The organism is Candidatus Nitrotoga sp. M5 (genome assembly GCF_927904885.1).
Lineage (GTDB): Bacteria > Pseudomonadota > Gammaproteobacteria > Burkholderiales > Gallionellaceae > Nitrotoga.
The window spans coordinates 1-23,077 of sequence record NZ_CAKMNW010000060.1; the positions used below are offsets into that span (position 1 = coordinate 1).

Here is a 23,077-nt window from a genome sequence, read left to right on the forward strand (position 1 = left end):
CGATAGCCGGCATAATAGTTTCATTCTTGCTTGGCTTAATAGTTTCTTGCTTGCTCGGCTTAATAGTTTCGTGCTCGCTCTGGGCAAATACGGTCATGGGTAACAGGGTTGTGGCAATAGCGATGACCAGTCGTCGGTGCAGGAAAACAGAAGGCATTGACTTACTCCATATAACAGTGGATTAAAAATGTGATTAAAAACTGAATCAATAATGATAACAGTTATCAATACCATTAGCAATTAGCAATAAAGCTATCCAACGCTGTTAGCAGAAAGTAGTAATGCCCCCGTTCTCCCCAATAGAAATGCCCCTGAGTGAGTACACTCAACGCCAGTTAAAACAAATGGCGGGCATTTTTGAATCGATGATAATACAAAGCATGTGCAATCAGCATGGGCGGATTAAAGATACGCTGAAATACATCCTTAAATATGCTATTTAAATCAGGAAGAAAGCAGGTAGCCAATAATGATTGTGGCTATAGGGCCATCCAGTTAAGAACAGACTTAAAACCACCCAAATCTAATTCGCTGCCTGAATAAAAACAACAAATCCATTGAAATAAAAAACTTCACTTAAGGGGTTAAAGCCGAATGCCACTAAGTTAAGCCTTTTTAGCAAGGTTAGACTATTGTGGAACCCGCGCAAACAATTGCTTAAGCAATTGCTTTAGATATGCTGTAGACCCTTAACTTAGTGTCATTCGGGTCAAAGCCCTTTACTGAATAGCTATACATCCTGAAAACTTGAGCATTGATATTGCTCTGGCGTAGACACCATATTAGCGCGTACAGGATTCAGTTCCGAAATTGGTATTTTCTTTTACAGTGATGAGAAGAATAGCAACAAAATGCTCACACGAAAGCGCACTGCTTCCATCAAGCGCATTCCCGTGCCGTACAAAAGCCTGATAATTAATCAAACCGGCTCTGGCGCACCATCCGTTTCACGCAATAAAGCTTGCACCTCCAGCGGTGTCAACACCACTGGTAAACGCTGCGGCTTTTTGGAACGCTCAAAACCATCCAACAAGGGCAAATCTACTGCCAACACCCCACGATATAAAAAAAGAATAGCCGATAATGCCTGATTCTGATTAGAGCTGGCCACAGTACACTAAGTCGTCAGGTAGGGTAAAAACTTCTCCACCTCAGCAGCGCCCATTTCTGTTGGATGATGCTTGCTATTAAAAATAATGTATTGTCTTATCCATGAAATATAGGTATTTTCTGTGTTTAGACTTTAGACTATGGTGTTTGAAGCGAATTTTATCGCGTACTTGATCCAGTAATTTTTTAGCAGACAGTGATGTCGTATTTTCTTGCATTCGCTGCCTTATTTACTTAAAAAAGTATTTATAATTAATAGGATTCTTAACTATGAGCAAGATCATACGACATGTCAGCATTATTATTGGACATACAATGTCGTATATTTCACGTTAAGCTCGCGGCTCACGCCCCTTCGGGGTGTCGCGCAACGTGAAACGATTGCTTCAAAAATAAAAAGAGGATTTTGTCATCAACGAGAAATATAATTCCAACTCCACTCGCCGAAAGCCTTGGGTTTTTATTGGTGTCATCATATCCATATTGATACTTCTAGGACTTATATTAACGGCAATGCCTAAAAGTTTTAAGATGACCCACGAGCAAATAGGTACAGGCATGCCGGCTCTGGTGTTTGTCTACGATCCAAACCTTATGGTTAGCATAAGCCAGACTGAAGAAATGAATAAAGCTCGCGATCAGCTTAGCGACCAAGTTTTCTTTCTCGTCGCCCAAATTAGCACCCCAGAGGGCGACCAGCTAATCGCTGAACACCGTGCCAGCCCATCGGAACTTTTACTCTTCGATTCATCTGGGAGGCTGATTAAAAGGCAGTTCGCTTTGAAGAATTCTAGCGAACTAATCCAGTGGATCGCGGTAGATACGCCTTAATTCAGGAGTGATATTTTTGCTTGAAATATGCGTGGACAACCGCAGCTTGTCTCATAGATCAAAATAGGTATATATGTCATGGCGACAGTGTTTTGATTTAGAATTAAAACAACAACCGTGTAACCAATTGATTATTTTTAGTTAGTTCATGTTGCCACTAAGTAGTTGTTTTGTGCACGCTTAAACAAGTACGCAGCAAAGCTGCGCCGTTTAGCTCGGCGTTATGCGTAAAGGCAACTAAATGATTTCTTCCATACTTTGCTTTTTTGAAACTTTTCAAACCTTTTTTACAGGTTTACTAGGATTTACTGGTGTAATTATTACCATGATTGTTAATGCCAATCACCAAACAAAATTACACGCTCAAAAAATTGAGCATGAAAGAACATCATTGCGTATGGCAATCAAGTCTGAATTAATATCAAATAAAAACACCTACGAAGCTAGGATTGAACAATTTAATGAACAGAGTGAGTATAAGAACGCACTGATTCAAAACTACACCGTCGATCATATTTATAAAACACTTCTAGATAAAATCGGCCTGTTAACTGAAGAAGAGGTTGAAAGTATAATCAAAGCATATCTACTAATGAGCGACCTACCCTATCGACTCAGAATAGTAGTTGGTACTGAAAACATTGGTGGGTTTAACGATGAGTTTATTAGATTAAAAAAAGAGCATTTAGCTATTGCTACAGATTTACATAAAGGATTTCTACCTGCCATTATTAATGCAATAGATTCCATCAACAGAAACATTGATTAATAATTAAAGGGGTTTGACCCGAATGCCACTAAGTTAAGCCGCTTTAGCATGGAAATAATACGGAGAAAAAGCACTGAAAATGGCATAATTCGCCATGCAAAATACAACGCTTTTATTCCCTGGCTTTCACCTCCCAACGCTTCGTAGAACACCCCGCTCAGCGAGTCAGAAACTTTCCGATGAGATCGCAAAGTTAAAACAAAAATCGTTTAGTCAACTAGGTGAATGTTTTCGAAATTTCATTCCCAATCAGTACCTGCGTCCCTCAGAATCTGGGGCCCTCAGTCGTCGACGTTTCTTCAGTAAAGAAAACACTTTCTGGGCCTTTTTTTCTCAGGTGTTAGGTGATGATGGTGGATGTCAGGAAGTGATACGCAAACTCCAGGCCTTTGCCGCGATAAAATCCAAACCCTTGCCCTCGTCTTCAACTGCGGCCTACTGCCAGGCACGAAGCAAACTGGAACTGTCGGGGCTTGAGACCATGCTTCAGCAAACCGCTAATCGGCTGACGCTCTCTGATTTTGAGCGCATGAATTGTCGTTGGGTTGTCGTGGTTGATGGCACGGGCGTCAGCATGCCCGACACAATAGCAAACCAGCTCGTGTGGCCACAGCAACGGCATCAAAAGGCAGGCTGTGGTTTTCCGCAAGCGGCTATATGTGCTTGCTTTTGCCTGCAAACAGGCGCTTTGTTGAGCCACAAAGTAGGCAACAAGAAAAGCCATGAACTGCCCATGCTAGGCGAGCAATGGGATACCTTTAAACCCGGTGATATATTTCTCGGAGATAAGGGGTTTTGTAGCTATTTTGATCTATCGAGCTTTAAAGACAGGGGCGTTGATTCGGTCATTACATTGGCTCGGCGTATTCCCGTTACCGAAGTCAAAGCAGTCAAGGTGCTTGGCCATGATGATTTGTTAATCCACTGGAAAAAGCCGGTCAGAAGTAAGGCGTCAAGATATTCCCAAGCCGATTGGGAAGCCCTGCCAGAAACCCTGATTTTGCGGCAAATAAAAGTCAGCGTTAATCAGTCCGGATTCAGAACTCAGGGCTTCTATATCATCACCACATTGTTGGATGCAAAGGCTTATACAGCCGACGACCTGGCCGATCTTTATTTCCAACGCTGGGATGTTGAGCTGTTCTTTCGGGATATAAAAACGACTATGGGCATGGATATTTTACGTTGCAAAACACCCGATATGGTACGCAAGGAAATCGTGATGCACTTGATCGCCTATAACTGTATTCGTTATCTCATGATTGAGGCAGCACAACAGGCTGGTGAGCCGGTACGCCGAATCAGTTTTAAGGGCAGTGTCCAAGCGCTTCGGCAGTGGGAACCGCATCTTAATCAGACCAAAAACAGCCATCAAGAGCAGCGCCGTTTAATCCAGTTGTTGTATGACTCTATCGCCGATTATATCGTGCCAGAACGACCCGGTAGAAGTGAACCCAGAGTAGTTAAACGAAGGCCCAAACCGTATCAGTTATTAACCGCTCCACGACATGAAATGAAGGTGACTCTGCATAGGAGCAGATATCGTGCTAAAAGGGCTTAACTTAGTGGCATTCGGGTTTGACCCGAATGCCACTAAGTTAAGCCCTTTTAGCAAGGAAAAAAAGCTGAAAATTAATGAGTGAAATAACTAATTCGCCATGCAAAATACAACGCTTTTATTCCCTGATTTTCACCTCCCAACACTTCGTAGAACACCCCGCTCAGCGAGTCAGAAACTGTCCGATGAAATCGCAAAGTTAAAACAAAAATCGTTTAGTCAACTAGGTGAATGTTTTCGAAATTTCATTCCCAATCAGTACCTGCGTCCCTCAGAATCTGGGGCCCTCAGTCGTCGACGTTTCTTCAGTAAAGAAAACACTTTCTGGGCCTTTTTTTCTCAGGTTCTACAACAACTTAAGGGGTCAAAGCTCTTACCGTTATTATAAAACAATTATCGCTGATACCAGACCGATCGCCCCGCCAAATACACCGCCCCAGACGACTAACCAGCCAAGGTGCTGCTTAATCATTTTTTGAACCATTTCTTTAACCAGTTGTGGCGTCAACTCTTCCAGACGGGCGTCAATAATCTCGGCAACTTTTGTGCGAATGTCGGCCATTACTTCGGGTTGGTCAATCTCATCTTGCAGCAGTTGATGAAAGGATTCCTTTTCGGTAATTTCCACAAATGACTCTTTCATGCTGGCAATAAATGAATCTTTTAATGGCATTAAAGCTTCCTTGCCCCCCAGCATGGCAAGCATGCCGCCAAATGAAGAATGCATAATCACTTCCACTAATTTATCAAATGATGGCGAGAGGTCGACTTTTTCAATCACAGGCCCAAGCTGAAGCGTTGATTTTGCCGCACCGCCGGAAACAAAACGATCGACATTTTCCTGAGTAAAAAACTGCTCCATCATCAGAGTCTTGATGGCCATTTTAAACTCTTCAAAACGGGCCGGAATCACTCCCGAGCCTATCAGGCCCGGCACCTTCTCAAACAGCATGTGTACGGCTAGCCAGTTGGTTAATGCGCCCGACAAGGCAAACAGACCAACCATCATGATTAAATTATTGTGTAACGTCCAACCCAACATAAAAGTTAGGGCAGACAGTAAGTTAGTCAAAAGGCTTTTATTCATGAGATTGATAGTTCTTTCTTAAAAAAGGTGTCAGTAATTGCATGTGTATAAGATTTGAGTTGGAATGAGTTTCACCATTTCTTCCGCAATATTTAAGCCCGGTAGCCCGGCAGTTGGGTTGAATGTAATGAAGCCCGACATCACAGGGATAAGTATAAATATTTAAATGGCGTTGGCCCAAATAGTACTAAGTTAAGTCTTTTTAGCAAGGTTAGTCTATTGTGAAACCCGCGCAAATACTGGCTTAAGTTATTGTTTTAGCTATGCTGAAGCCTATTTACTTTGTGGCATTCGGCGTTTCCCCCTTTAGTTGACCTTTGTTTGTCAAATTCCTCGTTTAATAGTTTGCAGCGCAATCCACGCCTGACCTAACGAAATTGCACTGTCGTTGGGCTGCATCTGCTGCGCAATCAACACTTGCAGCCCATGCTTAGCAAGCCTCTCAGACAGTGCGCACAACAAGATGTCATTATAAAAGCAGCCGCCTCCCAACGCGATATAGGCAATGTTGTGCTCGCTGGCAGTACGCTCCACCCACTCGGCTAGACCTGCGGCAAGCGTGGCATGGAACAGTGCTGCGCCATAAGAAGCATCGCGGCAATCGCTCAGCACGGCGAGTAACGGCGAAAAATCCAGCACGTTTTTACCAGTGATTCGATAGCCTACAGCCAGCGGCGCGATCTGGCCATGACGCTCCGCCAAATTCTGCAACAACAACGCGGCTTGGGCTTCAAAAGTTTGAATATCGTTCACGCCCAGCAATCCTGCGGCGGCATCGAACAATCTGCCCATGCTGGAGGTGGCCGGGCAGTTCAAGCCGCATTGCAGCATGGTCGCCACCGTCTTCGCCCCCGGCTGATTGGGGAAACGCTGCGCAATCTCGTCGCTACGCCCCAAGTGGAATAACACCGCTGCCGCCATGCGCCACGGCTCGCGAGCGGCACGATCACCACCCGGCATCGCGAGTGGAGCTAAATGCCCCAGGCGCTGGAAATCTGATCCCTCCACGCGCAACAGTTCACCGCCCCACGGCGTGCCATCAGTGCCCAGCCCCACGCCATCCAGAGCCAATCCCAGCACAGGCTGGATGACACCATGTTCAGCACAAAGGGCGGCGATGTGCGCATGATGATGTTGCACCGCTACTGTTGGTAATCCGCGCTGCGCGGCATAGGACTGCGCAAATTGTGTACTGTAAAAATCGGGGTGCAGATCGTGCGCCACCACTTCCGGTTGCACATCAAGGTCTGCGCACAAATGCGTTACGCTTTTCTTCAGCATCAGCCTCGCTTCGGCACTATCCAGATCGCCGATAAGCTGCGAGACATAAACCTGGTTGCCGCGAGTAACGCAGACAGTATTTTTCAGCCAAGCGCCACAGGCCAATATCGACGGGCCGGAAACTGGCAGGGTGATGGGTTTATTCAAGCAGGATTTTCGGTTCAGCGGTGCGCTGTACAGTGGCGACTGCATTGCGGCAACCGATTGCTATCCAGTCCAGCCATTCCGTCATTCCCTCGCCAGTACTGGCGGATATGCGGATCACTTTCAATTTAGGATTGATGCGGCGCGCATAATCAACAGCGAGTTCAGCATCAAATTCCAGATACGGTAACAGATCGCATTTGTTCAGCAACATCAAATCGGCGGCGCAGAACATGTCTGGATATTTGAGCGGCTTGTCTTCGCCTTCGGTCACCGAGAGGATTACGACCTTGTGCGCCTCGCCCAGATCAAAGCTGGCTGGACAAACCAGATTCCCGACATTCTCGATCAACAACAGACTGTCGTCCTGCAAACCAAGTCGTTGCATGGCCTGACCGACCATGTACGCATCCAGATGGCAGCCCTTGCCAGTGTTGATTTGTAAGGCTGGAGCACCGGCGGCGCGGATGCGTGCTGCATCGGTGTCGGTTTGCTGGTCGCCTTCAATCACTGCAATGGGCAGCGTGCCGTGCAAGGCTGCGATGGTTTTTACCAGCAAGGTGGTCTTGCCTGAGCCGGGACTGGAAACCAGATTGAGTGCAAAAATGCCGTGCGTTGAAAAGTTGTCTCGGTTCTCAGCGGCGTAATCATTATTTTTGGCGAGAATGTCGCGCTCGATCTTTATCATTCTGGACTGGCTGACGCCTGGCGCATGCGTGCCTGCCGCGCCTGCGCCAAAGTCCAGCGCACCATTCAACACATCATGTTGATGCGTGTGAGGATGTGCGAGTGCTGCACCATCCTCATGCACCCGATAACGCATGACCTCACCTGGTTTGCGCGGCAGTTTAAGCGCATGGCCTGCGATGAGCGTCTGACCGATTCCACATCCGCACGTTGTACACATATCTAAACCTTTCTATTCAACTTCAAGTTCTTTGACTCGCATTTCGTCGCCACCCGTTACCTGAACCTCGTAGCTTCCGCACTTTGGGCAAGCTTCATAAAGCGCAGCAATCGGCATTTCAGCCGAACATTGCGCACATCGCCCCTGCCCCGCTATCTCGGTGATTTCCAGGCACGCCTCATGGGCAATGCTGTCGCGCACCACCAAATCGAAACAAAAACGCAGTGACGCTTGTTCCACACAAGCCAGTTGGCCGATCTCCAGCCACACCGTTTTGACCCGCGTGTATCCTTGCTTGCGCGCTGTATCCTCAATGATTTGCAACACGCTTTCAGCTAGCGACATTTCATGCATGGCTTAGATGATCCGGTTCCATAATCGGTTCAAGCAACCGAATCTTCATTGTTCACCAAGCACCGTCGCCAACGTTGCAGACTTGCATCCATACACAACTCATGAACCAGTTTTATTGCCGCATCCAGATTGGTTACAGCTTGTTCGGTCAATGGGTCACCCAGCGCGAAATCGTAGCCGCGTATACGTAACAGAAAAGCTGGTGGCGCATCCTTACCATACACCTGCTGATAAGCGTATAGCAATGCTGTCGGACTCATCGCATGGCTTGTATAGCTGCCATCTTTTTCGGCTAAGATTTCGGAAAAAACGCAAGGCTCCCCGCAGGATATATCGGCATCAATGAACAACACCTGGTCACAAACAGCCAGATCGGTGACGTGCTCAACTTGCAGTTGCATGTCGTTCTGACACTCGACACCGGCGAGATTCAATTGCGCAATGCACCCGATCAACTCCGGGCCGAGCGCATCGTCTCCGCGCCCGGGATTACCGTATCCGAATAGCAGCAGCTTTACCATGTTAACTAGACCGTTCGTTCGATCACGCCATTGCTGCCCTTGGACAACCTGTCAAGTAGCGTACCATCGGCATCAAGCAACTCCACCTGCAACGGCATCTTGCCCAAGGCATGGGTAGCACAGGACAGGCAGGGGTCATAGGCGCGCACCGCGACTTCCAGATGATTCAGCAAGCCTTCGGTAATTTCGTTACCTTCAAGGTATTCATTGGCGACCGAGCGCACTGATTCGTTCATCGCCTGATTGTTGCTGGTAGTCGAGACGATCAAATTAGCCTTAACAATAAGTCCCTGCTCATCGATCTGATAATGATGGAACAGTGTGCCGCGCGGCGCTTCGATCACGCCAACCCCTACCATGCGCTTTTCGTCAAAATCTGCGACCAGATCAGTGCCCGTAATATCTGGATCATGCAGTAACGCCTGAATCGATTCAGCGCAATGCAGCACTTCGATCATACGCGCCCAGTGATAGGCCAGCGTGTCTTGCACGAAACCGCCCTGGCCGAATTCCCTGAAGTGCTTGCGCGCGGCTTCCGCCAAAGGTGTTGAAATAAAATCGCAGTTGTTCACTCGCGCCAGTGGACCGACACGGTACCAGCCTTGCTCCTTGCCCAGCTCGACCAAATACGGGAACTTCATATAGCTCCATGGGCGCACTTCTTCGCGCAGAATGTCCTGAAAACCGCGATAGTCGAACTGATCAAAAATCATCGCGCCCGTCGCCGAACGCGCGCGCAATCCACCGTGATACAACTCCAGCTCTCCGCCGCCACCAACCATGCTCAGAAAGTTGCTGTGAATGGTGGCGAAGCGGTAATGCTCGGGATGTGCGGTATGAATCTGCTCGTTCAGGGCCAGCGCATCCTGGCTCCAGGCCAGTATGTTTTTGATATCAACCAGCAAGGCATCGCGTTCGGCAACGGCGAGCGGCTTATTCATGCCTCCCGGCACGGTGGCGGTGCCGTGGATGCGCTTGCCGCTGATCGCCGCGATAACCTGTTGCCCGTACTTTCGCAGTTTCACACCTTTCAATGCGAGATCAGGATATTTTTCCAGCACGCCGATAATGTTGCGCTGCGCTGGGTCACTGCCGAAGCCGAACAGAAAATCAGGGGAAGACAAATGAAAAAAGTGTAATGCATGCGATTGCAAGGTCTGGCCGAAATGCAAAAGGCGGCGCAGCTTCTCAGCCGTGGGCGTGAGCTGCTCCACGCCAACCAGCTGATCCACTGCCTTGCCCGCCGCCAGTTGATGACTAACCGGACAGATCCCGCACAGGCGTTGAACGATGAACGGCACTTCCCAGTAGGGACGCCCCTGAATGAATTTTTCGAAACCACGAAATTCAACGATGTGAAAACGAGCCTCATGGATATGGTTTTCCGAATCGAGCAGTAGCGTGATTTTGCCATGCCCCTCAACACGGGAGACAGGGTCAATGGCAACACGCCTGAGATTGGGCGGAGATTTAATGTCGGATAAGGGTCCCGCGTTCTGTTCCATAGCCGCGTTCCGTTAATCGTAATGCAGGAGATTATAGGGGAGTGAGGGCGCTTCGCCCGCTAACAGATCACCCAGTATTTTGAGAAATTCATCGGCCGACGGCGGACAACCAGGCAGGTAGTAATCGACGCGTACTACATCATGAATAGGGTGTACTTTGTCGAGTAACAAAGGTAGCTCTACATCATTCGGAATTTGTGGATTTTCTACGCCCGCTCCATTTACATAAGCCTCTTCCAGACATTCGCGTAAATTGAAATGGTTGCGCATGGCGGGCACCCCGCCATTGATGGCGCAGGCTCCAACCGCGATGAGTATCTTGCAGTTATCACGAAATTCACGCAGTACATGCACATTTTCCGCGTTGCTTACCCCGCCTTCGATCAAACCGATATCGCAAGAACCGCAATGCTTGATGTCGGTAAACGGCGAGCGATTGAACTCAACATGTTCCAGCAAGGCGACCAGTCGTTCATCCATATCAAGGAAAGACATATGGCAGCCAAAGCAACCTGCCAGCGAGGTAGTGGCAATCCTGATTTTACTCATCGGGTTGCCTCACTTTAGTCAGGACGATTTTTTCCAAACCAATCTCGCTGACTTTGTGCAGGTCAAAGGTGCGCTGTCCGATTGGCACTTTATAGCCACTTTCCTTGATCAGGATCGCACCTACCGGGCAAATGTGCGCCGCCAAGTCACTGGTTTCAAGTTCGCTATCCACCAGCTTTCCACTCGCTGAATTCACGATCAGACGCGCATTGGTTCCACGACCTGCAATCTCGAATACGTTCTTTCCATCCACTTCGCGGCTGGCACGCACACACAACTCGCATAGTATGCAACGGTCTCGGTCCAACATCACGGTCGGATGCGAGGCATCCACTTCGCGGCGCTGGAAGAACTGCGGAAAATGACCGTCCAGCATTCCCAGATGATAGGCCATTGCCTGCAGTGTGCAGTCACCACATTTTTCACAGGATGGGCAGATATGATTACCTTCGATGAACAACATTTGCGTGATGGTCGTGCGCGCTTCATTCAGCGCAGGCGTATTGTTGCTGATCTGTTGTCCGGCCACGGCAGGCATGGTGCAGGCCGATGCATTCTTGCTGGCGATATCGACCACACAAAGCTTGCAGCTGCCATGTGGCGTGAGCCCCTGCCGGTGACACAGATGCGGAATGTACACACCGGCTGCCAGTGCCGCATCCATGATGGTCTGCCCAGCCAGAAACGGGATTTCCTGCCCGTCTATCGTGATGGTATTTTGTTTTGTGTCCGCGCTCATGTTGTCACTTTCATTCAATGTGAGCTGCCGTATCATCACGATGGCTGACCTGGCGCGCTTCCTCAAGTGCGGCGTCCAGATCAAAATGCGGCTCATAATCGCGATGCACCAAGCGTTGCTCGAACGCCTGCGGAAAACGCTGCAATCCATCCAGAATAGGGTTCGCTGCGGTCTGCCCCAGCCCGCAATGCGAGCGGTATTTAACCAATGCGGCGATGCGCTGCATCTCATCCAGATCATATCGCGTGCCGTGACCGCCGGCGATCTTGTCCAACCCGTTCTTGAGCAGTACGGTACCAACTCGACACGGGGTGCAAAAACCGCAACTCTCATGGGCGAAAAAATGTGCAAAATTGACTATAACCGCCAGCAGGTCTCGCGCTTGATTAAAAATCATTAGCGAACCTCCAGTCGACAAATCATCGAAACCAAGTTTGCGATCGAATTCCGCACTGTTAATCAGCGTCCCGGAAGGTCCACTGACTTGTACCGCCTGGGCATTTTTAGCCCCGCAGTCGTCCAGCACCTGCCGGATAGTGACACCAAACGGATACTCATAAATTCCCGGTGCAGCACAGTCACCGCTGACGCTCAGAATCTTGCTGCCAGCCGATTTCTCGGTACCCACTGCCTTGAACCAGGCACTGCCGCGCCGCAAAATATGAACAGCTGCGATGAACGTCTCGACATTGTTGACGACGGTAGGTTGGCCGAGATAGCCATGTGTCACCGGGAATGGTGGACGCACCCTCGGAATACCACGCTTACCTTCCAGTGACTCTATCAGCGCCGATTCCTCGCCGCAGATGTAGGCTCCAGCGCCCACCACGATGTCAATGTCAAAACTGAATCCAGGCTGACCGAGGATATCGCCGCCCAGCAAACCCAATTCACGGCGGCGCGACAATACGGTTTGCAGATGCGGCAATAGATATCGGTACTCGCCGCGCAGATAGAGATAGCCCTGTTTTGCCCCGATCGCAAAGGCACACACAGTCATGCCTTCAAACAATCTATCTGCATAGCTGTGCAATAGCACGCGGTCCTTGAATGTGCCAGGCTCACCTTCATCGGCATTGCATACTATGTAGTGCGCATCACCCTGCGCTTCGCGGCAGAGCTGCCACTTCATGCCGGTACTAAATCCCGCACCACCCCGCCCGCGCAAACCAGAATGGATAATCTCACTCAGCGTGCCTGCAGCGCCATGCGCGAATATCGCACGTAAACTAATATCCTCTGGAAGATCATCTTTGAGCAACAGGCCGTTAACACGGATATTGTCTTCTACATGAAACCACTCGGCTGGCCAATCCTCCAGCGGCATCGCTGCCTCAACCAGAGCGGCGATGCGGGTTATCATGGCAACATCCAGACTGACAATCGGTATGCCGTTAACCAGCAATGCAGCACCATGGTCGCACATGCCGATACAAGAGGTCTGGTCCATGCTGACCAGACCATCACCTCGCGTATGGCCGGCAACGATCTCCAGCTGCCGGCCGAGCACAGCCATCAAATTCACTCCCCCGGCCATATAGCCGCAACTAGTGCAGTTGCTAAACAGAATATCGTATCGTCCGCGCGGGATTCTATGAAAAAAGGAATAAAACTCGATCACCGCATCCACTTGGCTGGTCGGCAGTTCAAGATGTGAGGCAACTTCACGAACAGCTTCATCAGAGATATGCAGGAATTGCCGTTGCAATGCATACAATACGTGCAGCACGTTGGGCGATTCCGCATAGGCTCGAGAAATTACCGAGCGAAGCAGGCCTGTCATGTTTGAAGAGTTCAAATCCGTGCCACCTGTACTAATTAAATATAAAATATCAATTAGTTATAAATAATAATCATGCACAATTCGTGTTATTCAGTGCCTGAATGTTCAGTGTTTTGTTCAACCCGTAGCGGAATCGATTGATCACGTATACCTTAATGGTATTAGCAAAATTCAATGCCCGAAGAGCTACAGGCCACTGCGGACTTTCCCTCTGGCTTTGTCACCCACTCATGGCACCATTTCACTATATCTGAACACTTTTTTCTCCATACTTTGACTCGACAAACATAGTCGAAGTCCGCAAAGGCCGTTGCCACTAACTTTGTAGATCAGAAACTTACGTGCAAGCGTAATCAAGCACTTTACTTTAAACATTGGTAAACGAAGGAAATAGCCCCGATCTAAGTGTGGAAAGGTCACTGTCACGCACCGGGGCCACAATCCCAGCACCGCTTAATCGTTTCTGGGCCGATGTTCAGGTTATGGTTGAGATCCCTCAAAGCGGTGCGCAGCCCTTCTTCAATGACAGGATGATAGAAAGGCATTTCCAACATCTCTGAAACCGTCATGCGCTTTTGTGTGGCCCAAGCCAACAAGTGTCCAATATGCTCGGCGGACGGACCGAACATTTCCGCCCCCAGAAACAAGCCGCTGCCCAGCTCAGCGTAGACTTTAAGCATGCCTTTGTTACGCAGCATGACGCGGCTGCGACCCTGCCCTTCGAAAGATACCTGACCCACGGCATAGCGCCCCTGGTAGAGCTGGCGAATCTGCTCATAATTCAAGCCCACCGACACGACTTGCGGTTCGGTAAACGCTATCGCCAGCGGTGTTCGGCGCAAACCTGCCCGCACATCGGGATATCGTCCGGCATTATCGCCAGCTATGCGCCCCTGATCGGCAGCCTCGTGCAACAGTGGAACTTCACTGTTGGCGTCGCCAGCAATGAATATCGCGCTGTTACCGCACTGCATGGTAAAACGGTCGAATATTGGCACACCCCTTTTGTTCAATCCCAAACCGGTGTTTTCCAGCCCTAATCCGGCGACATTCGGAGTACGACCGGTCGCCGCCAGCACATAATCGAACGACTCGGTTTTCCACGTGCCGTCCTGATGCAAAAAATAGATGTCCACTCCGGTGGCAGTTTCGGTGACCGATTTCACTTCAGCCGATGCATCCAGATAAAACTCTTCATTGAAAGTTTCATTGGCATAAGCGCGTATGGCTTCATCACTAATGCCAACAATACCACCACTCATGCCAAAAATTTTCACATTTACCCCCAAGCGGCTCATAGCCTGACCTAATTCCATACCGATAGCACCCGGGCCAAATACCGCTAGACTTTTCGGTAATGTGGGTAAATCGAACACTGACTCACTGGTCAACAAACGTGTGTACAAACCCTTAAACAAAGGCGGCAAGAACGGGGTGCTACCACTGGCGATCACAATGCGTTTGGCGTGAATCAATTGACCATGCTGCGTCACTAAGGTATTCGCATTTTGAAAACGTACCTTTTCTGTTAACCGATTGGTTTGAGGAAAAGATTCGATGGTCTCCAGCACGAAACCGACGAAACGATCCCGTTCTCGCTGCACTCTCTCCATCACCGCCATGCCATCAATAGATACGCGTTCCACACGCACCCCAAATGGGTCAGCATGGCGAGCATGGTGTGCGGCGTCTGCTGCAGCAATTAACAATTTACTGGGCATGCAGCCGACACGGGCACAAGTCGTACCATAGACCCCACCTTCAATCAATAAAACAGATTCGGTATGGGACAGGGCAGCTCGGTAGGCCCCCATGCCGGCGGTACCAGCGCCGACAATGGCGACATCGACATTGATTGGGTTCATGATGAAACGCTCCTCAGAAAGTATTCGACCTTTCACATCGACCTAAGACAAACGTAGCTCGGATTTCAGCCCAAACCAAGAAAACTCATTTCGCCAACCAAGCTTCCAATTCGTCCGCTCCACCAATATGGTGCCCATCGATGTAAACCTGCGGTGTAGTACCTTGCCCAGTCACCGCTTTCAGGGAACTGAAACTGATGCCGTGGCTGCCCAATTCGATATCTTCAAAGCGATAGCTTTTTTCTATCAATATCTTGCGGGCGCGGGCGCAATGCGGACAGCCAGGCTTGCTGAACAGGGTTATCTGCTGCGGCAGGCTGGCATTGGGGTTAATGTAGTTTAATAAAGTATCAGCATCAGAAACGTTGAAAGGATCGCCCGGCTCTTCCGCTTCGATAAACATTTTTTCAATCACACCATCTTTCACCAACATGGAATAACGCCAGCTCCGTTTGCCGAAGCCAATATCTGATTTATCCACCAGCAGACCCATGCCTGCGCTGAACTCACCGTTACCATCAGGCAGGAAGAAGATATTTTCGGCATGCTGATCTTCCTTCCAGGCCTCCATCACGAAAGGGTCGTTCACCGACAGACAGATGATGCTATCGACGCCATTCATCTTGAATACCCCTGCAAGCTCGTTGAAGCGTGGCAAATGGGCGCTGGAACAGGTGGGGGTGAAAGCGCCAGGCAGTGCGAACAGCACCACGGTTTTTCCTTTGAATAATTCCTCGCTGGTTACTTTCTCCCATTCATTGTTGACTCTCATCGGGAAAGTAACTTTAGGAACTTCATGACCTTCTCTTGACTGTAGCACGGTTTTATCTCCTCTTTCTGTTTGTCAATTGTTCCTAAACGACACCACTAAACATTCAAGTTTCTAACAGCCTGTCGGTCTTAAAGAATAGTAGCGAAAATTTAGTTGAGCGTGGGTAAATTTGGACAAGTTTGAAAGCAATAGTTGCTCTATTACCTAAAAAATAGGCGAGATAGTCACTAATCTCGGCTCAATTTTCAAACGACCTATTTAATTTCGACAGGCTACGTGGGACTGCCATGGATACTTGCAAGAGCCTGTTCGCCAAACTGATGGACTCTCTACCTTCGATCACACTCATCAGAATCATCGAGCAGCATGGTAGCGACCGCCACATGAAATCGCTGGCGCGTAGCGATCAAGTCTCCCATGGACAGGAATCTCTTTCAACGCATTCATTTTTTAGCGTTACTGCCCAATAAACCCAAAGGACAGTTGTTATCGTAACGGTTATCCACGCGCTGACAAAGGCAAGCAATGCCGCTCCTGCGTAAATTGGTATAGTCATGTATAAACCATGCGTTAATTCCACAATATCGTCGTTAACTGCATCGTCTTTCAAAAACTTTTTATTACTTGATACTGTACGCCAAAGTATGATGAACGCAACGTTCGCCACAACCAAATATCCTGCGTAAAATGCAGCGGCCGCCGATGCGGCATCGGTCATAAGATATTTCGCCAACAAGCTTGTCGGATACGATACAGCCGCTACGAAAAACAACGCTAAACCGTTAGCGAGCATAAATCGAGTGTCAGTCTTGCAAACAAATTTGAAAATACTGTGATGACATATCCACATCAACAGAACCACGACAAAACTGTTGGCGAAAGCGAAGTATTCCGTCCACCGCTCCAATACCGCCTCCATCAAACTAACGTTGTTAACTATTTCCAGCGCCGGAGCTCTCAAATCAATCGCAAGTAGCGTCAGAGCGATAGCGAAAACGCCGTCGCTAAAGGCTTCAATGCGACCAGTTTCCTTTTCATTCGGAATATTCACGATATTCGTAGCCCTAGTGTAGTGCGTAATAAATAATGAAATTTATGTGTAAGTTTGGTTCAAAAAACCTATTGCTTAGGAGGTCAGTGCCATGCGTATCGCCAAACCAATTGAACTACGATGATACTCTTCATCTGACCGCTTCAGCTTATTTTATAGGCCCATTGTGACAGCTAAAACAGTTGATCTGGTAACGTACAGATTGGCGTCGTTGCGGTGCTAGTTTGACTGGTTTTATGCGCTTTATCTCAGGTATCGCCCATTGTTTGCATACCCTGCGGACCAGCATAGAAGTTGTCAGTATAATGATGTGGCAAACCTTACACTCGGATATGGCCCCAGCATGCCTTGAACAGCTAAGATCTTGATATTATAATTAACATAGTTACTTGAATATTCGGCATAGGTCGAACAACTCTTCTTCACAAGGGCGCGTTTAATCACCAACGAATATTCAATTGGGAGCAAGCATACGTCACTACTTTGCGCTCACATAAAAGTGCAACGAAATTGACAGTACGACGCAAAACACGGAAACTACGTACCAGTGCCGATTTGACATCAGCTTGCGGGGCACTTTAAAAATTCCAGCTAAAGCGAAGCAACCCGCTCCGCTTTAGCTGAACGGGTTTTTTTTTGGGGATTCTTATTTGAACGTATCAAACAGCATCGGCATCGTCAGTACTCAGCACGCGCAGTTCAACACCTTATTTTCATGTAAAAGCGGAGCTGTTCTTCCGCGTTATGAGCTGGCATATGAAACTTACGGCACGTTGAACAGCGATAAATCCAATGCTGTCCTTGTCTGCCATGCGCTTTCTGGCCATCACCATGTAGCGGGTTATTACAAGGATGATCCAAAAAGCATTGGTTGGTGGGACAATATGGTAGGTCCCGGCAAACCTATCGATACTCAGAAATTTTTCGTGATTGGGTTGAACAATCTTGGCGGTTGCCATGGCTCCACGGGCCCTATTAGCATTAATCCGGAAACAGGCAAACCTTATGGTGCGAGCTTTCCCCTGGTGACAGTGGAAGACTGGGTAATAACGCAATCGCACTTAGCCGATAAGCTTGGCATTAACCAATTTGCTGCAGTAATTGGCGGCAGTCTGGGCGGAATGCAAGCCTTACAATGGTCGCGGGCCTATCCTGAACGCGTGCGCCATGTACTGGCGATCGCCTCGGCACCTCGTCTGACCGCACAGAATATCGCGTTCAATGATGTGGCACGCAATGCGATTTTGACTGATCCAAATTTCTACGGCGGTGACTATTATGAGTACGGCGTGGTACCTACCCGTGGCTTGCGCTTAGCACGCATGTTAGGGCATATCACCTATCTGTCAGACGATGCGATGGCGGATAAATTCGGGCGTGAGCTGCGCTCCGGCAAGTACAGTTACAGCTATGATATCGATTTCGAGATCGAGTCTTACCTGCGTTATCAGGGCGATAAATTCGCCTCACATTTTGACGCTAACACCTATCTGCTTATGACCAAGGCGCTGGATTATTTCGATCCCGCCCGGGAGTACAATGATGATCTGAATAAAGCGTTCGCTGATGCTCGCGCAAACTTTTTAGTACTGTCCTTTACCACCGATTGGCGCTTTGCGCCGGAGCTTTCGCGCGCTATAGTCAAAGCACTGCTCCATAACCGTCTAAAGGTAAGCTACGCTGAAATCACTTCAGCGCATGGGCATGATTCTTTTCTGATGAAGCATACGCATTACCATGATGTATTGCGCGCTTACTTTGACAATATTGCCAGCGAGTTTACTGCATGAGTAAGCTCGATCAGTCTACTCTCGCCGCGATCCGGCCTGATTTCGCTGCGATAGCGGGATGGATTCCGCAGGGCGCTTCAGTCCTGGACTTGGGTTGCGGTGACGGCAGCTTGCTACGCTATTTACGGGGTACGAGTAAGGTGCACGGCTACGGCGTAGAAATCAACCATGACAACATCGTGGCATGCATCAAGAATCAAGTAAATGTAATTCAAGGCGACTTGGAGTCTGGTCTTTCCGGCTTTGAAAGCAATGCTTTTGATTATGTCATCCTGTCACAAACGCTACAAGCCACTCGTCATACAGCACCTCTGATGCAGGAAATGCTGCGCGTGGGACGTGAGGGATTAGTCAGTTTTCCCAATTTCGGTTACTGGCGAAATCGTATAGACATATTACAAGGCAATATGCCAGTATCTGAAGTACTGCCCTATCAGTGGTATGACACACCCAATATTCATCTGTGCACCCTGCATGACTTTGAGACATTCTGTCATGACAATGGAATATGTATTATTGACCGCCGCGTCATGACAGGCAATAACGAGATAAAGCTACTACCTAATCTGTTAGGCAGTACAGCGGTGTATCGCTTCAAACGTGCTGTTTAATCGATGAGTGTTTTCGCGCAGCTGTTCACTCGGCGCATGTTGATTTGTGTATTTATAGGCTTTAGTTCCGGCCTGCCGCTGTACCTGTTGTTCAATTTATTACCCGCCTGGCTGCGCAGCGAAGAAGTTGATCTCAAAACCATCGGCCTATTTGCACTGATTCAGTTTCCCTACACCTGGAAGTTCCTGTGGTCACCACTGCTGGACCGCTATGTCCTGCCTGTCCTTGGGCGAAGGCGCGGCTGGATGTTGCTCACCCAAATAGGTTTATTGGTCGTAATTGCCTCGATGGGTGCGTTTTCTCCCCAAAGCGATTTACGAACGATTGCCTATATCGCAACAATATTAGCATTTCTGAGCGCTACTCAAGACATCGTCCTTGATGCCTATCGACGCGAACTGTTAGATGACAGTGAACTGGGATTGGGCAATGCAGTGTATGTAAATGCATATCGCGTATCTGGCTTGGTGCCAGGTTCATTGGCACTGATCTTGGCAGATTTTATACCGTGGAGCATCGTATTTATCATTACAGCGTTGTTTATGTTGCCCGGCATGGTGATGACGCTAATGGTGAAAGAGCCATTAAATACTAACTCGCCGAAATCCCTGCGTGATGCGGTTGTCGAACCTTTCCATGAATTCACCACCCGACATGGTTGGCGCAGCGCGTTGCTCATCCTCTCCTTCCTGATCTTTTACAAACTCGGCGACAGCATGTGCACCGCGCTGGCCACCCCGTTCTACATGGATATGGGATTCTCCAAAACACAGATCGGCCTGATCGCCAAGAATGCGGGCCTGTGGCCCGCTGTAATTGGTGGATTGCTTGGCGGATTATGGATGATAAAGATCGGCATCAACCGTGCCTTATGGTTGTTTGGCGTGGTTCAGGTGGTGACAATCTTTGGTTTCTTCTGGCTAGCATCTGTGGGATATCATGCTGAAATCACCATCGTTGAACTCACTCAACTCGCCATAGTGATCAGCATGGAAGCCTTGGGTGTGGGACTAGGTACAGTCGCGTTCGTCGCCTTCATTGCGCGCACCACCCATCCCGCCTACACCGCCACACAATTCGCGCTATTCACCAGCCTCGCAGCTATGCCACGCACCTTCGCCAATGCAGCGACTGGCTGGTTGGTGGAAGCAATCGGCTGGTCTGGATTCTTTTTACTGTGCGCTCTGCTGGCAATGCCAGGAATGCTATTACTATTAAAAGTGGCACCGTGGAATGGTTCGAATTCATTGACTTATAAATGATCTTGGAAGCAAATCAGTTTGTACCCTATTGAATTTTGCACGTCTAATCTCATAAGATTTTCACACTTGTTGGCAACTCAGCAAACCAGCGCCCGTTGCAAGAGATCAGTAAAAATTGTGCCTCTAACGTATCAAAATCAGGTGATTCAGAATGCGCTGCGGAACAGGGAGGCTATTAAAATTCAGGACATGTTCGAATTTGTTATTGACCCCCTCGTAACGGAAGCATTATTTCAACAAGCTTAAGCTAAATCTACCCGTGCAGAATCGTGTCAAATTGCAGAGGTTTGTTAGTGACAAGCATATTTCTCAGCTTGTGCACAAGCTCACGATGTGAAGTTTGGTGTTTGTGATGGATTGTCAGGCAAGCATTGCCGAAAGTCACAATGCCTTGACAGGCATGTTTTTGGCTCGACTGAGACATAAAGACAAATGGTATAATTTTGCTACAGCGATGCAGGATGGACTTTTCATGCGCAAGCCTGCAAGCGAATGAAAAAGTCCATTGCAACACCTCGTTCCGTTAGAGGCATTGGTTCTGATTTCGCCGGAAAATCAGCAGGTAAAACTGCATTCTGGCATTGCGAAGGCGGACGAAACCTTAAAAAAGCGCGCGTCCGCTATCTCAAAACGACAAATTCACGCTATTATTAATCGCCTTTAACTGCGTCTTGAATTTTATCTCCAGCCTTTTCCATTTGTTCTCCGGCTTTTTCGGCTGCCTCATCAAGTTCCTCTTCGGTTTTTTGGACTGCCTCATCAAATCCCTCTCCGGCTTCTTTGACTGCCTCATCAAACCCTTCTCCGGTTTTTTGGACTGCCTCATCAAATTTCTCGCCGGTTTGTTGGGCTGCTTTATCAATTTCCTTACCAGCACTCTCGGCCGGACCTTCCTTTTCCTGGCAACCCATCAGCGCCAACATTAAGGCACTTACTGTTAGGGCTGCGGCAGTACGTTTTTTAAAATTCATCATTTTAGTTAATCTCCCTGAATAAATTGTATATCTGATATATGATTCATTTTCACATTCAACCACTTATAACAACATAAAATTGAAAGTAAATTTTCTACTTACTGATTTCATGACCGACAATACCTCCAACAGCAGCACCGCCAACAGTTCCAATAGTACTCCTCCTGTAAGTACCGCACCGCCAATAGCCGTACTTTTATCCTAATAAGTCATGTAGAACATCCACTCAAACCAAAAAACATAGCTACTGTTAATATGTTTAGTGTAACTTTATGTGTCGGTTTCATGTTAATTTCTTTTTAAATCTAATAAAATCAATCGTGACCACAACACTAAGTCACTCAATTTCCTGTACGAAGTTTTCAACACCGCAACCGCACCAATTTTGCAGCAATCATTACAACTTTTTGTTTTTCAGTTAAATCATCGCATTTTTTCTGACAATTCTATAATCCGCTTGTATCTTGGTGACGTGAACCATATAAAAAGGCTTTATTGATGGCTTCTTTAGTACCTGTTCGGTTCCTGCAATTACCTCCTTACCCTTGGCTTCAGCTGTGCATCCGTCTTGAATAAACGTTGAAATACATTGCCCTTTGATACATAGCTCAAATCATAAACAATTTATTTATTTCTGTTTTTTTCCCATTCAGAAATTTCCGCTCCCGCTTTTGCTGTTGTGATTCCATAAGCCTCCTGAATTTTGCCTGCTAGCTGATCTCGCTTGCCCTCTATTACGTCAAGATGATCATCTGTAAGCTTCCCCCATTGCTCCTTAACATTACCCTTTAACTGTTTCCAATTACCTTCAATTTTATCCCAGCTCATTTTTTTCTCCTTATTAATATTAATCAATACAAGGGAGTTATTTGATGCGTAATTCGTTAATAACATTGTGCACACCCTCTGTTCTGCGTGCGACATCGATTGCGCGATCAATTTGAGTCTGGCTGTCAACAAAACCATTAAGCTGAACTTCGCCATTATTTGTTACCACTGCAATGTCGAAACTCTTAATATCGGGATCAGCAAGAAATGACGACTTAATTTTGGAGGTTACTATACTGTCATCAATTTTGACGCCCATGGACGTGTCACGATCACTTTTTAAGCTCATTTGATTGTTCACATTCTTAACACCTTCTATTGAATGCGTGATCATAATGACCCTATCAATTTGTGCTTGATTATCTACAAAGCCACTTAGATGCACATCTCCTTTACGAGTCTCAACTTTTAAATCAAAACCCTTAATGTCCGGATCAGCCAACAGCTTAGACTTTATTTTGGCGGTAACAATGCTGTCGTCAATCTCTGTTCCCACCGTAATGGCAGCGTCGGATTTACTTGCATCTTCTTGAGTTTTACCGCAACCGGAGAATGACAAAATGCCTGCAACTGACACAATCAAAACAAGTAACTTGTAGTAAACATTCATGACTCTTCTCCGATAAAATTTAGCTAGCAACAGAATATAAATCTGTAAACATCTGATCAATCTATGTCATTGAATATTAATCGACATATTGCAACTTTTACATACTTCAAACCTGCTCAATGCGCTAGCGAACATATTTGCAGATACTTAGGTAACTATTTAGTTATCTACGTGT

General features: G+C 47.7%; 25 protein-coding genes and 1 pseudogene. 8 read left to right on the forward strand and 18 right to left on the reverse strand.

From position 1 onward, the window contains the following. Positions 1-919: 919 nt before the first annotated feature. Together MJ770_RS11375 and MJ770_RS15710 are read right to left on the reverse strand one after the other, a co-directional pair. Positions 920-1,111, reverse strand: a complete 192-nt coding sequence (locus tag MJ770_RS11375; RefSeq protein WP_239254283.1) for a hypothetical protein — start codon at positions 1,109-1,111, stop codon at positions 920-922. Between the two features lie 6 nt (positions 1,112-1,117). Next, positions 1,118-1,219: a phage integrase N-terminal SAM-like domain-containing protein gene (locus MJ770_RS15710; protein ID WP_445083155.1), complete on the reverse strand. Its 102-nt coding sequence runs from the start codon at positions 1,217-1,219 to the stop codon at positions 1,118-1,120. A gap of 404 nt (positions 1,220-1,623) precedes the next feature. On the opposite strand from MJ770_RS15710, the gene MJ770_RS11380 reads away from it, so the two are divergent. The 3 genes from MJ770_RS11380 to MJ770_RS11390 all read left to right on the forward strand — a co-directional run bounded on the left by MJ770_RS11380 (position 1,624) and on the right by MJ770_RS11390 (position 4,271). Then, entirely contained in the window at positions 1,624-1,941 is a 318-nt protein-coding gene (locus tag MJ770_RS11380) for a hypothetical protein (RefSeq protein WP_239254285.1), read from the forward strand. Positions 1,942-2,182: 241 nt separating this feature from the next. Continuing rightward, positions 2,183-2,710, forward strand: a complete 528-nt coding sequence (locus MJ770_RS11385) for a hypothetical protein (protein ID WP_239254287.1) — start codon at positions 2,183-2,185, stop codon at positions 2,708-2,710. A gap of 94 nt (positions 2,711-2,804) precedes the next feature. After that, positions 2,805-4,271, forward strand: a complete 1,467-nt coding sequence (locus tag MJ770_RS11390) for an IS4 family transposase (RefSeq protein ID WP_239254288.1) — start codon at positions 2,805-2,807, stop codon at positions 4,269-4,271. A gap of 379 nt (positions 4,272-4,650) precedes the next feature. On the opposite strand, the gene MJ770_RS11395 is transcribed toward MJ770_RS11390, so the two are convergent. The 12 genes from MJ770_RS11395 to MJ770_RS11450 all read right to left on the reverse strand — a co-directional run bounded on the left by MJ770_RS11395 (position 4,651) and on the right by MJ770_RS11450 (position 16,826). Then, a complete protein-coding gene (locus MJ770_RS11395) occupies positions 4,651-5,355 on the reverse strand; it encodes a hypothetical protein (RefSeq protein WP_239254289.1) in 705 nt (234 codons plus the stop codon). A 324-nt stretch (positions 5,356-5,679) separates the two neighbouring features. Then, a complete protein-coding gene (locus MJ770_RS11400; protein WP_239254290.1) occupies positions 5,680-6,783 on the reverse strand; it encodes a Kae1-like domain-containing protein in 1,104 nt (367 codons plus the stop codon). Then, on the reverse strand, positions 6,776-7,687 hold the full coding sequence (gene hypB, locus MJ770_RS11405) for a hydrogenase nickel incorporation protein HypB (protein ID WP_239254291.1): 912 nt from the start codon (positions 7,685-7,687) through the stop codon (positions 6,776-6,778). Before hypB ends, MJ770_RS11400 begins: the two co-directional genes overlap by 8 nt. Before the next feature lie 12 nt (positions 7,688-7,699). After that, positions 7,700-8,041: a hydrogenase maturation nickel metallochaperone HypA gene (gene hypA, locus MJ770_RS11410; protein ID WP_239254292.1), complete on the reverse strand. Its 342-nt coding sequence runs from the start codon at positions 8,039-8,041 to the stop codon at positions 7,700-7,702. A 29-nt stretch (positions 8,042-8,070) separates the two neighbouring features. Beyond that, positions 8,071-8,562, reverse strand: coding sequence for a hydrogenase maturation protease (locus MJ770_RS11415; RefSeq protein ID WP_239254293.1), 492 nt, complete (start codon positions 8,560-8,562; stop codon positions 8,071-8,073). 5 nt (positions 8,563-8,567) lie between these two features. Further along, positions 8,568-10,067 carry a Ni/Fe hydrogenase subunit alpha gene (locus tag MJ770_RS11420; RefSeq protein ID WP_239254294.1) on the reverse strand — a complete coding sequence of 500 codons (1,500 nt, stop codon included), beginning with the start codon at positions 10,065-10,067 and terminating at the stop codon, positions 8,568-8,570. Positions 10,068-10,079: 12 nt separating this feature from the next. Further along, complete coding sequence (locus tag MJ770_RS11425) at positions 10,080-10,616, reverse strand: NADP oxidoreductase (protein WP_239254295.1); 537 nt, start codon at positions 10,614-10,616, stop codon at positions 10,080-10,082. Continuing rightward, positions 10,609-11,355, reverse strand: coding sequence for a 2Fe-2S iron-sulfur cluster-binding protein (locus MJ770_RS11430; RefSeq protein ID WP_239254296.1), 747 nt, complete (start codon positions 11,353-11,355; stop codon positions 10,609-10,611). Before MJ770_RS11430 ends, MJ770_RS11425 begins: the two co-directional genes overlap by 8 nt. Before the next feature lie 10 nt (positions 11,356-11,365). After that, positions 11,366-13,153 (reverse strand): NADH-ubiquinone oxidoreductase-F iron-sulfur binding region domain-containing protein, encoded by a 1,788-nt coding sequence (locus MJ770_RS11435; protein ID WP_239254302.1) that lies wholly within the window; start codon positions 13,151-13,153, stop codon positions 11,366-11,368. A 407-nt stretch (positions 13,154-13,560) separates the two neighbouring features. Next, complete coding sequence (locus MJ770_RS11440; RefSeq protein WP_239254304.1) at positions 13,561-15,003, reverse strand: dihydrolipoyl dehydrogenase; 1,443 nt, start codon at positions 15,001-15,003, stop codon at positions 13,561-13,563. Positions 15,004-15,088: 85 nt separating this feature from the next. Continuing rightward, the gene (locus MJ770_RS11445) at positions 15,089-15,823 is read right to left on the reverse strand and encodes a glutathione peroxidase (protein ID WP_239254306.1); all 735 of its coding nucleotides are present in this window, start codon (positions 15,821-15,823) and stop codon (positions 15,089-15,091) included. A gap of 358 nt (positions 15,824-16,181) precedes the next feature. Then, on the reverse strand, positions 16,182-16,826 hold the full coding sequence (locus MJ770_RS11450; RefSeq protein ID WP_239254308.1) for a TMEM175 family protein: 645 nt from the start codon (positions 16,824-16,826) through the stop codon (positions 16,182-16,184). Between the two features lie 650 nt (positions 16,827-17,476). Here MJ770_RS11450 and metX point away from each other — a divergent pair. The 5 genes and pseudogenes from metX (at position 17,477) to MJ770_RS11470 (ending at position 21,144) form a co-directional block, all read left to right on the forward strand. Further along, on the forward strand, positions 17,477-18,616 hold the full coding sequence (gene metX / locus MJ770_RS11455; protein WP_239254310.1) for a homoserine O-succinyltransferase MetX: 1,140 nt from the start codon (positions 17,477-17,479) through the stop codon (positions 18,614-18,616). Beyond that, positions 18,613-19,227, forward strand: a complete 615-nt coding sequence (metW, locus tag MJ770_RS11460; RefSeq protein ID WP_239254312.1) for a methionine biosynthesis protein MetW — start codon at positions 18,613-18,615, stop codon at positions 19,225-19,227. The genes metX and metW overlap by 4 nt, the downstream gene beginning before the upstream one ends. Positions 19,228-19,230: 3 nt before the next feature. Continuing rightward, positions 19,231-20,490, forward strand: coding sequence for an AmpG family muropeptide MFS transporter (locus tag MJ770_RS11465; RefSeq protein WP_239254314.1), 1,260 nt, complete (start codon positions 19,231-19,233; stop codon positions 20,488-20,490). A gap of 385 nt (positions 20,491-20,875) precedes the next feature. After that, positions 20,876-20,977: pseudogene (locus MJ770_RS15715) on the forward strand (IS1595 family transposase); the annotation flags it as partial. 5 nt (positions 20,978-20,982) lie between these two features. Then, positions 20,983-21,144 carry a hypothetical protein gene (locus tag MJ770_RS11470; protein WP_239254316.1) on the forward strand — a complete coding sequence of 54 codons (162 nt, stop codon included), beginning with the start codon at positions 20,983-20,985 and terminating at the stop codon, positions 21,142-21,144. On the opposite strand, the gene MJ770_RS11475 is transcribed toward MJ770_RS11470, so the two are convergent. From MJ770_RS11475 to MJ770_RS11490, 4 genes are all read right to left on the reverse strand, one after another. Beyond that, positions 21,141-21,464, reverse strand: coding sequence for a hypothetical protein (locus tag MJ770_RS11475; protein ID WP_239254318.1), 324 nt, complete (start codon positions 21,462-21,464; stop codon positions 21,141-21,143). The two genes, MJ770_RS11470 and MJ770_RS11475, sit on opposite strands and share 4 nt — an antisense overlap. A 94-nt stretch (positions 21,465-21,558) precedes the next feature. Then, positions 21,559-21,618: a glycine zipper 2TM domain-containing protein gene (locus MJ770_RS15510; RefSeq protein ID WP_338140728.1), complete on the reverse strand. Its 60-nt coding sequence runs from the start codon at positions 21,616-21,618 to the stop codon at positions 21,559-21,561. Positions 21,619-22,088: 470 nt separating this feature from the next. Beyond that, positions 22,089-22,292: a CsbD family protein gene (locus tag MJ770_RS11485; RefSeq protein ID WP_239254320.1), complete on the reverse strand. Its 204-nt coding sequence runs from the start codon at positions 22,290-22,292 to the stop codon at positions 22,089-22,091. 37 nt (positions 22,293-22,329) lie between these two features. Further along, positions 22,330-22,902 (reverse strand): BON domain-containing protein, encoded by a 573-nt coding sequence (locus tag MJ770_RS11490; protein WP_239254322.1) that lies wholly within the window; start codon positions 22,900-22,902, stop codon positions 22,330-22,332. Positions 22,903-23,077 lie beyond the last annotated feature (175 nt).

Bases quoted from the DNA above. Each gene is read 5' to 3' on its own strand.
- MJ770_RS11395 (WP_239254289.1), bottom strand. From the start codon at position 5,355: ATGAATAAAAGCCTTTTGACTAACTTACTGTCTGCCCTAACTTTTATG.
- MJ770_RS11475 (WP_239254318.1), bottom strand. From the start codon at position 21,464: ATGATGAATTTTAAAAAACGTACTGCCGCAGCCCTAACAGTAAGTGCC.
- hypB (WP_239254291.1), bottom strand. From the start codon at position 7,687: ATGTGTACAACGTGCGGATGTGGAATCGGTCAGACGCTCATCGCAGGC.
- MJ770_RS11485 (WP_239254320.1), bottom strand. From the start codon at position 22,292: ATGAGCTGGGATAAAATTGAAGGTAATTGGAAACAGTTAAAGGGTAAT.
- metW (WP_239254312.1), top strand. From the start codon at position 18,613: ATGAGTAAGCTCGATCAGTCTACTCTCGCCGCGATCCGGCCTGATTTC.
- MJ770_RS11425 (WP_239254295.1), bottom strand. From the start codon at position 10,616: ATGAGTAAAATCAGGATTGCCACTACCTCGCTGGCAGGTTGCTTTGGC.
- MJ770_RS11490 (WP_239254322.1), bottom strand. From the start codon at position 22,902: ATGAATGTTTACTACAAGTTACTTGTTTTGATTGTGTCAGTTGCAGGC.
- MJ770_RS11465 (WP_239254314.1), top strand. From the start codon at position 19,231: ATGAGTGTTTTCGCGCAGCTGTTCACTCGGCGCATGTTGATTTGTGTA.
- MJ770_RS11470 (WP_239254316.1), top strand. From the start codon at position 20,983: ATGAAAAAGTCCATTGCAACACCTCGTTCCGTTAGAGGCATTGGTTCT.
- MJ770_RS11415 (WP_239254293.1), bottom strand. From the start codon at position 8,562: ATGGTAAAGCTGCTGCTATTCGGATACGGTAATCCCGGGCGCGGAGAC.
- MJ770_RS11430 (WP_239254296.1), bottom strand. From the start codon at position 11,355: ATGAGCGCGGACACAAAACAAAATACCATCACGATAGACGGGCAGGAA.
- hypA (WP_239254292.1), bottom strand. From the start codon at position 8,041: ATGCATGAAATGTCGCTAGCTGAAAGCGTGTTGCAAATCATTGAGGAT.
- MJ770_RS11420 (WP_239254294.1), bottom strand. From the start codon at position 10,067: ATGGAACAGAACGCGGGACCCTTATCCGACATTAAATCTCCGCCCAAT.
- MJ770_RS11380 (WP_239254285.1), top strand. From the start codon at position 1,624: ATGCCTAAAAGTTTTAAGATGACCCACGAGCAAATAGGTACAGGCATG.
- MJ770_RS11440 (WP_239254304.1), bottom strand. From the start codon at position 15,003: ATGAACCCAATCAATGTCGATGTCGCCATTGTCGGCGCTGGTACCGCC.
- MJ770_RS11390 (WP_239254288.1), top strand. From the start codon at position 2,805: ATGCAAAATACAACGCTTTTATTCCCTGGCTTTCACCTCCCAACGCTT.
- MJ770_RS11385 (WP_239254287.1), top strand. From the start codon at position 2,183: ATGATTTCTTCCATACTTTGCTTTTTTGAAACTTTTCAAACCTTTTTT.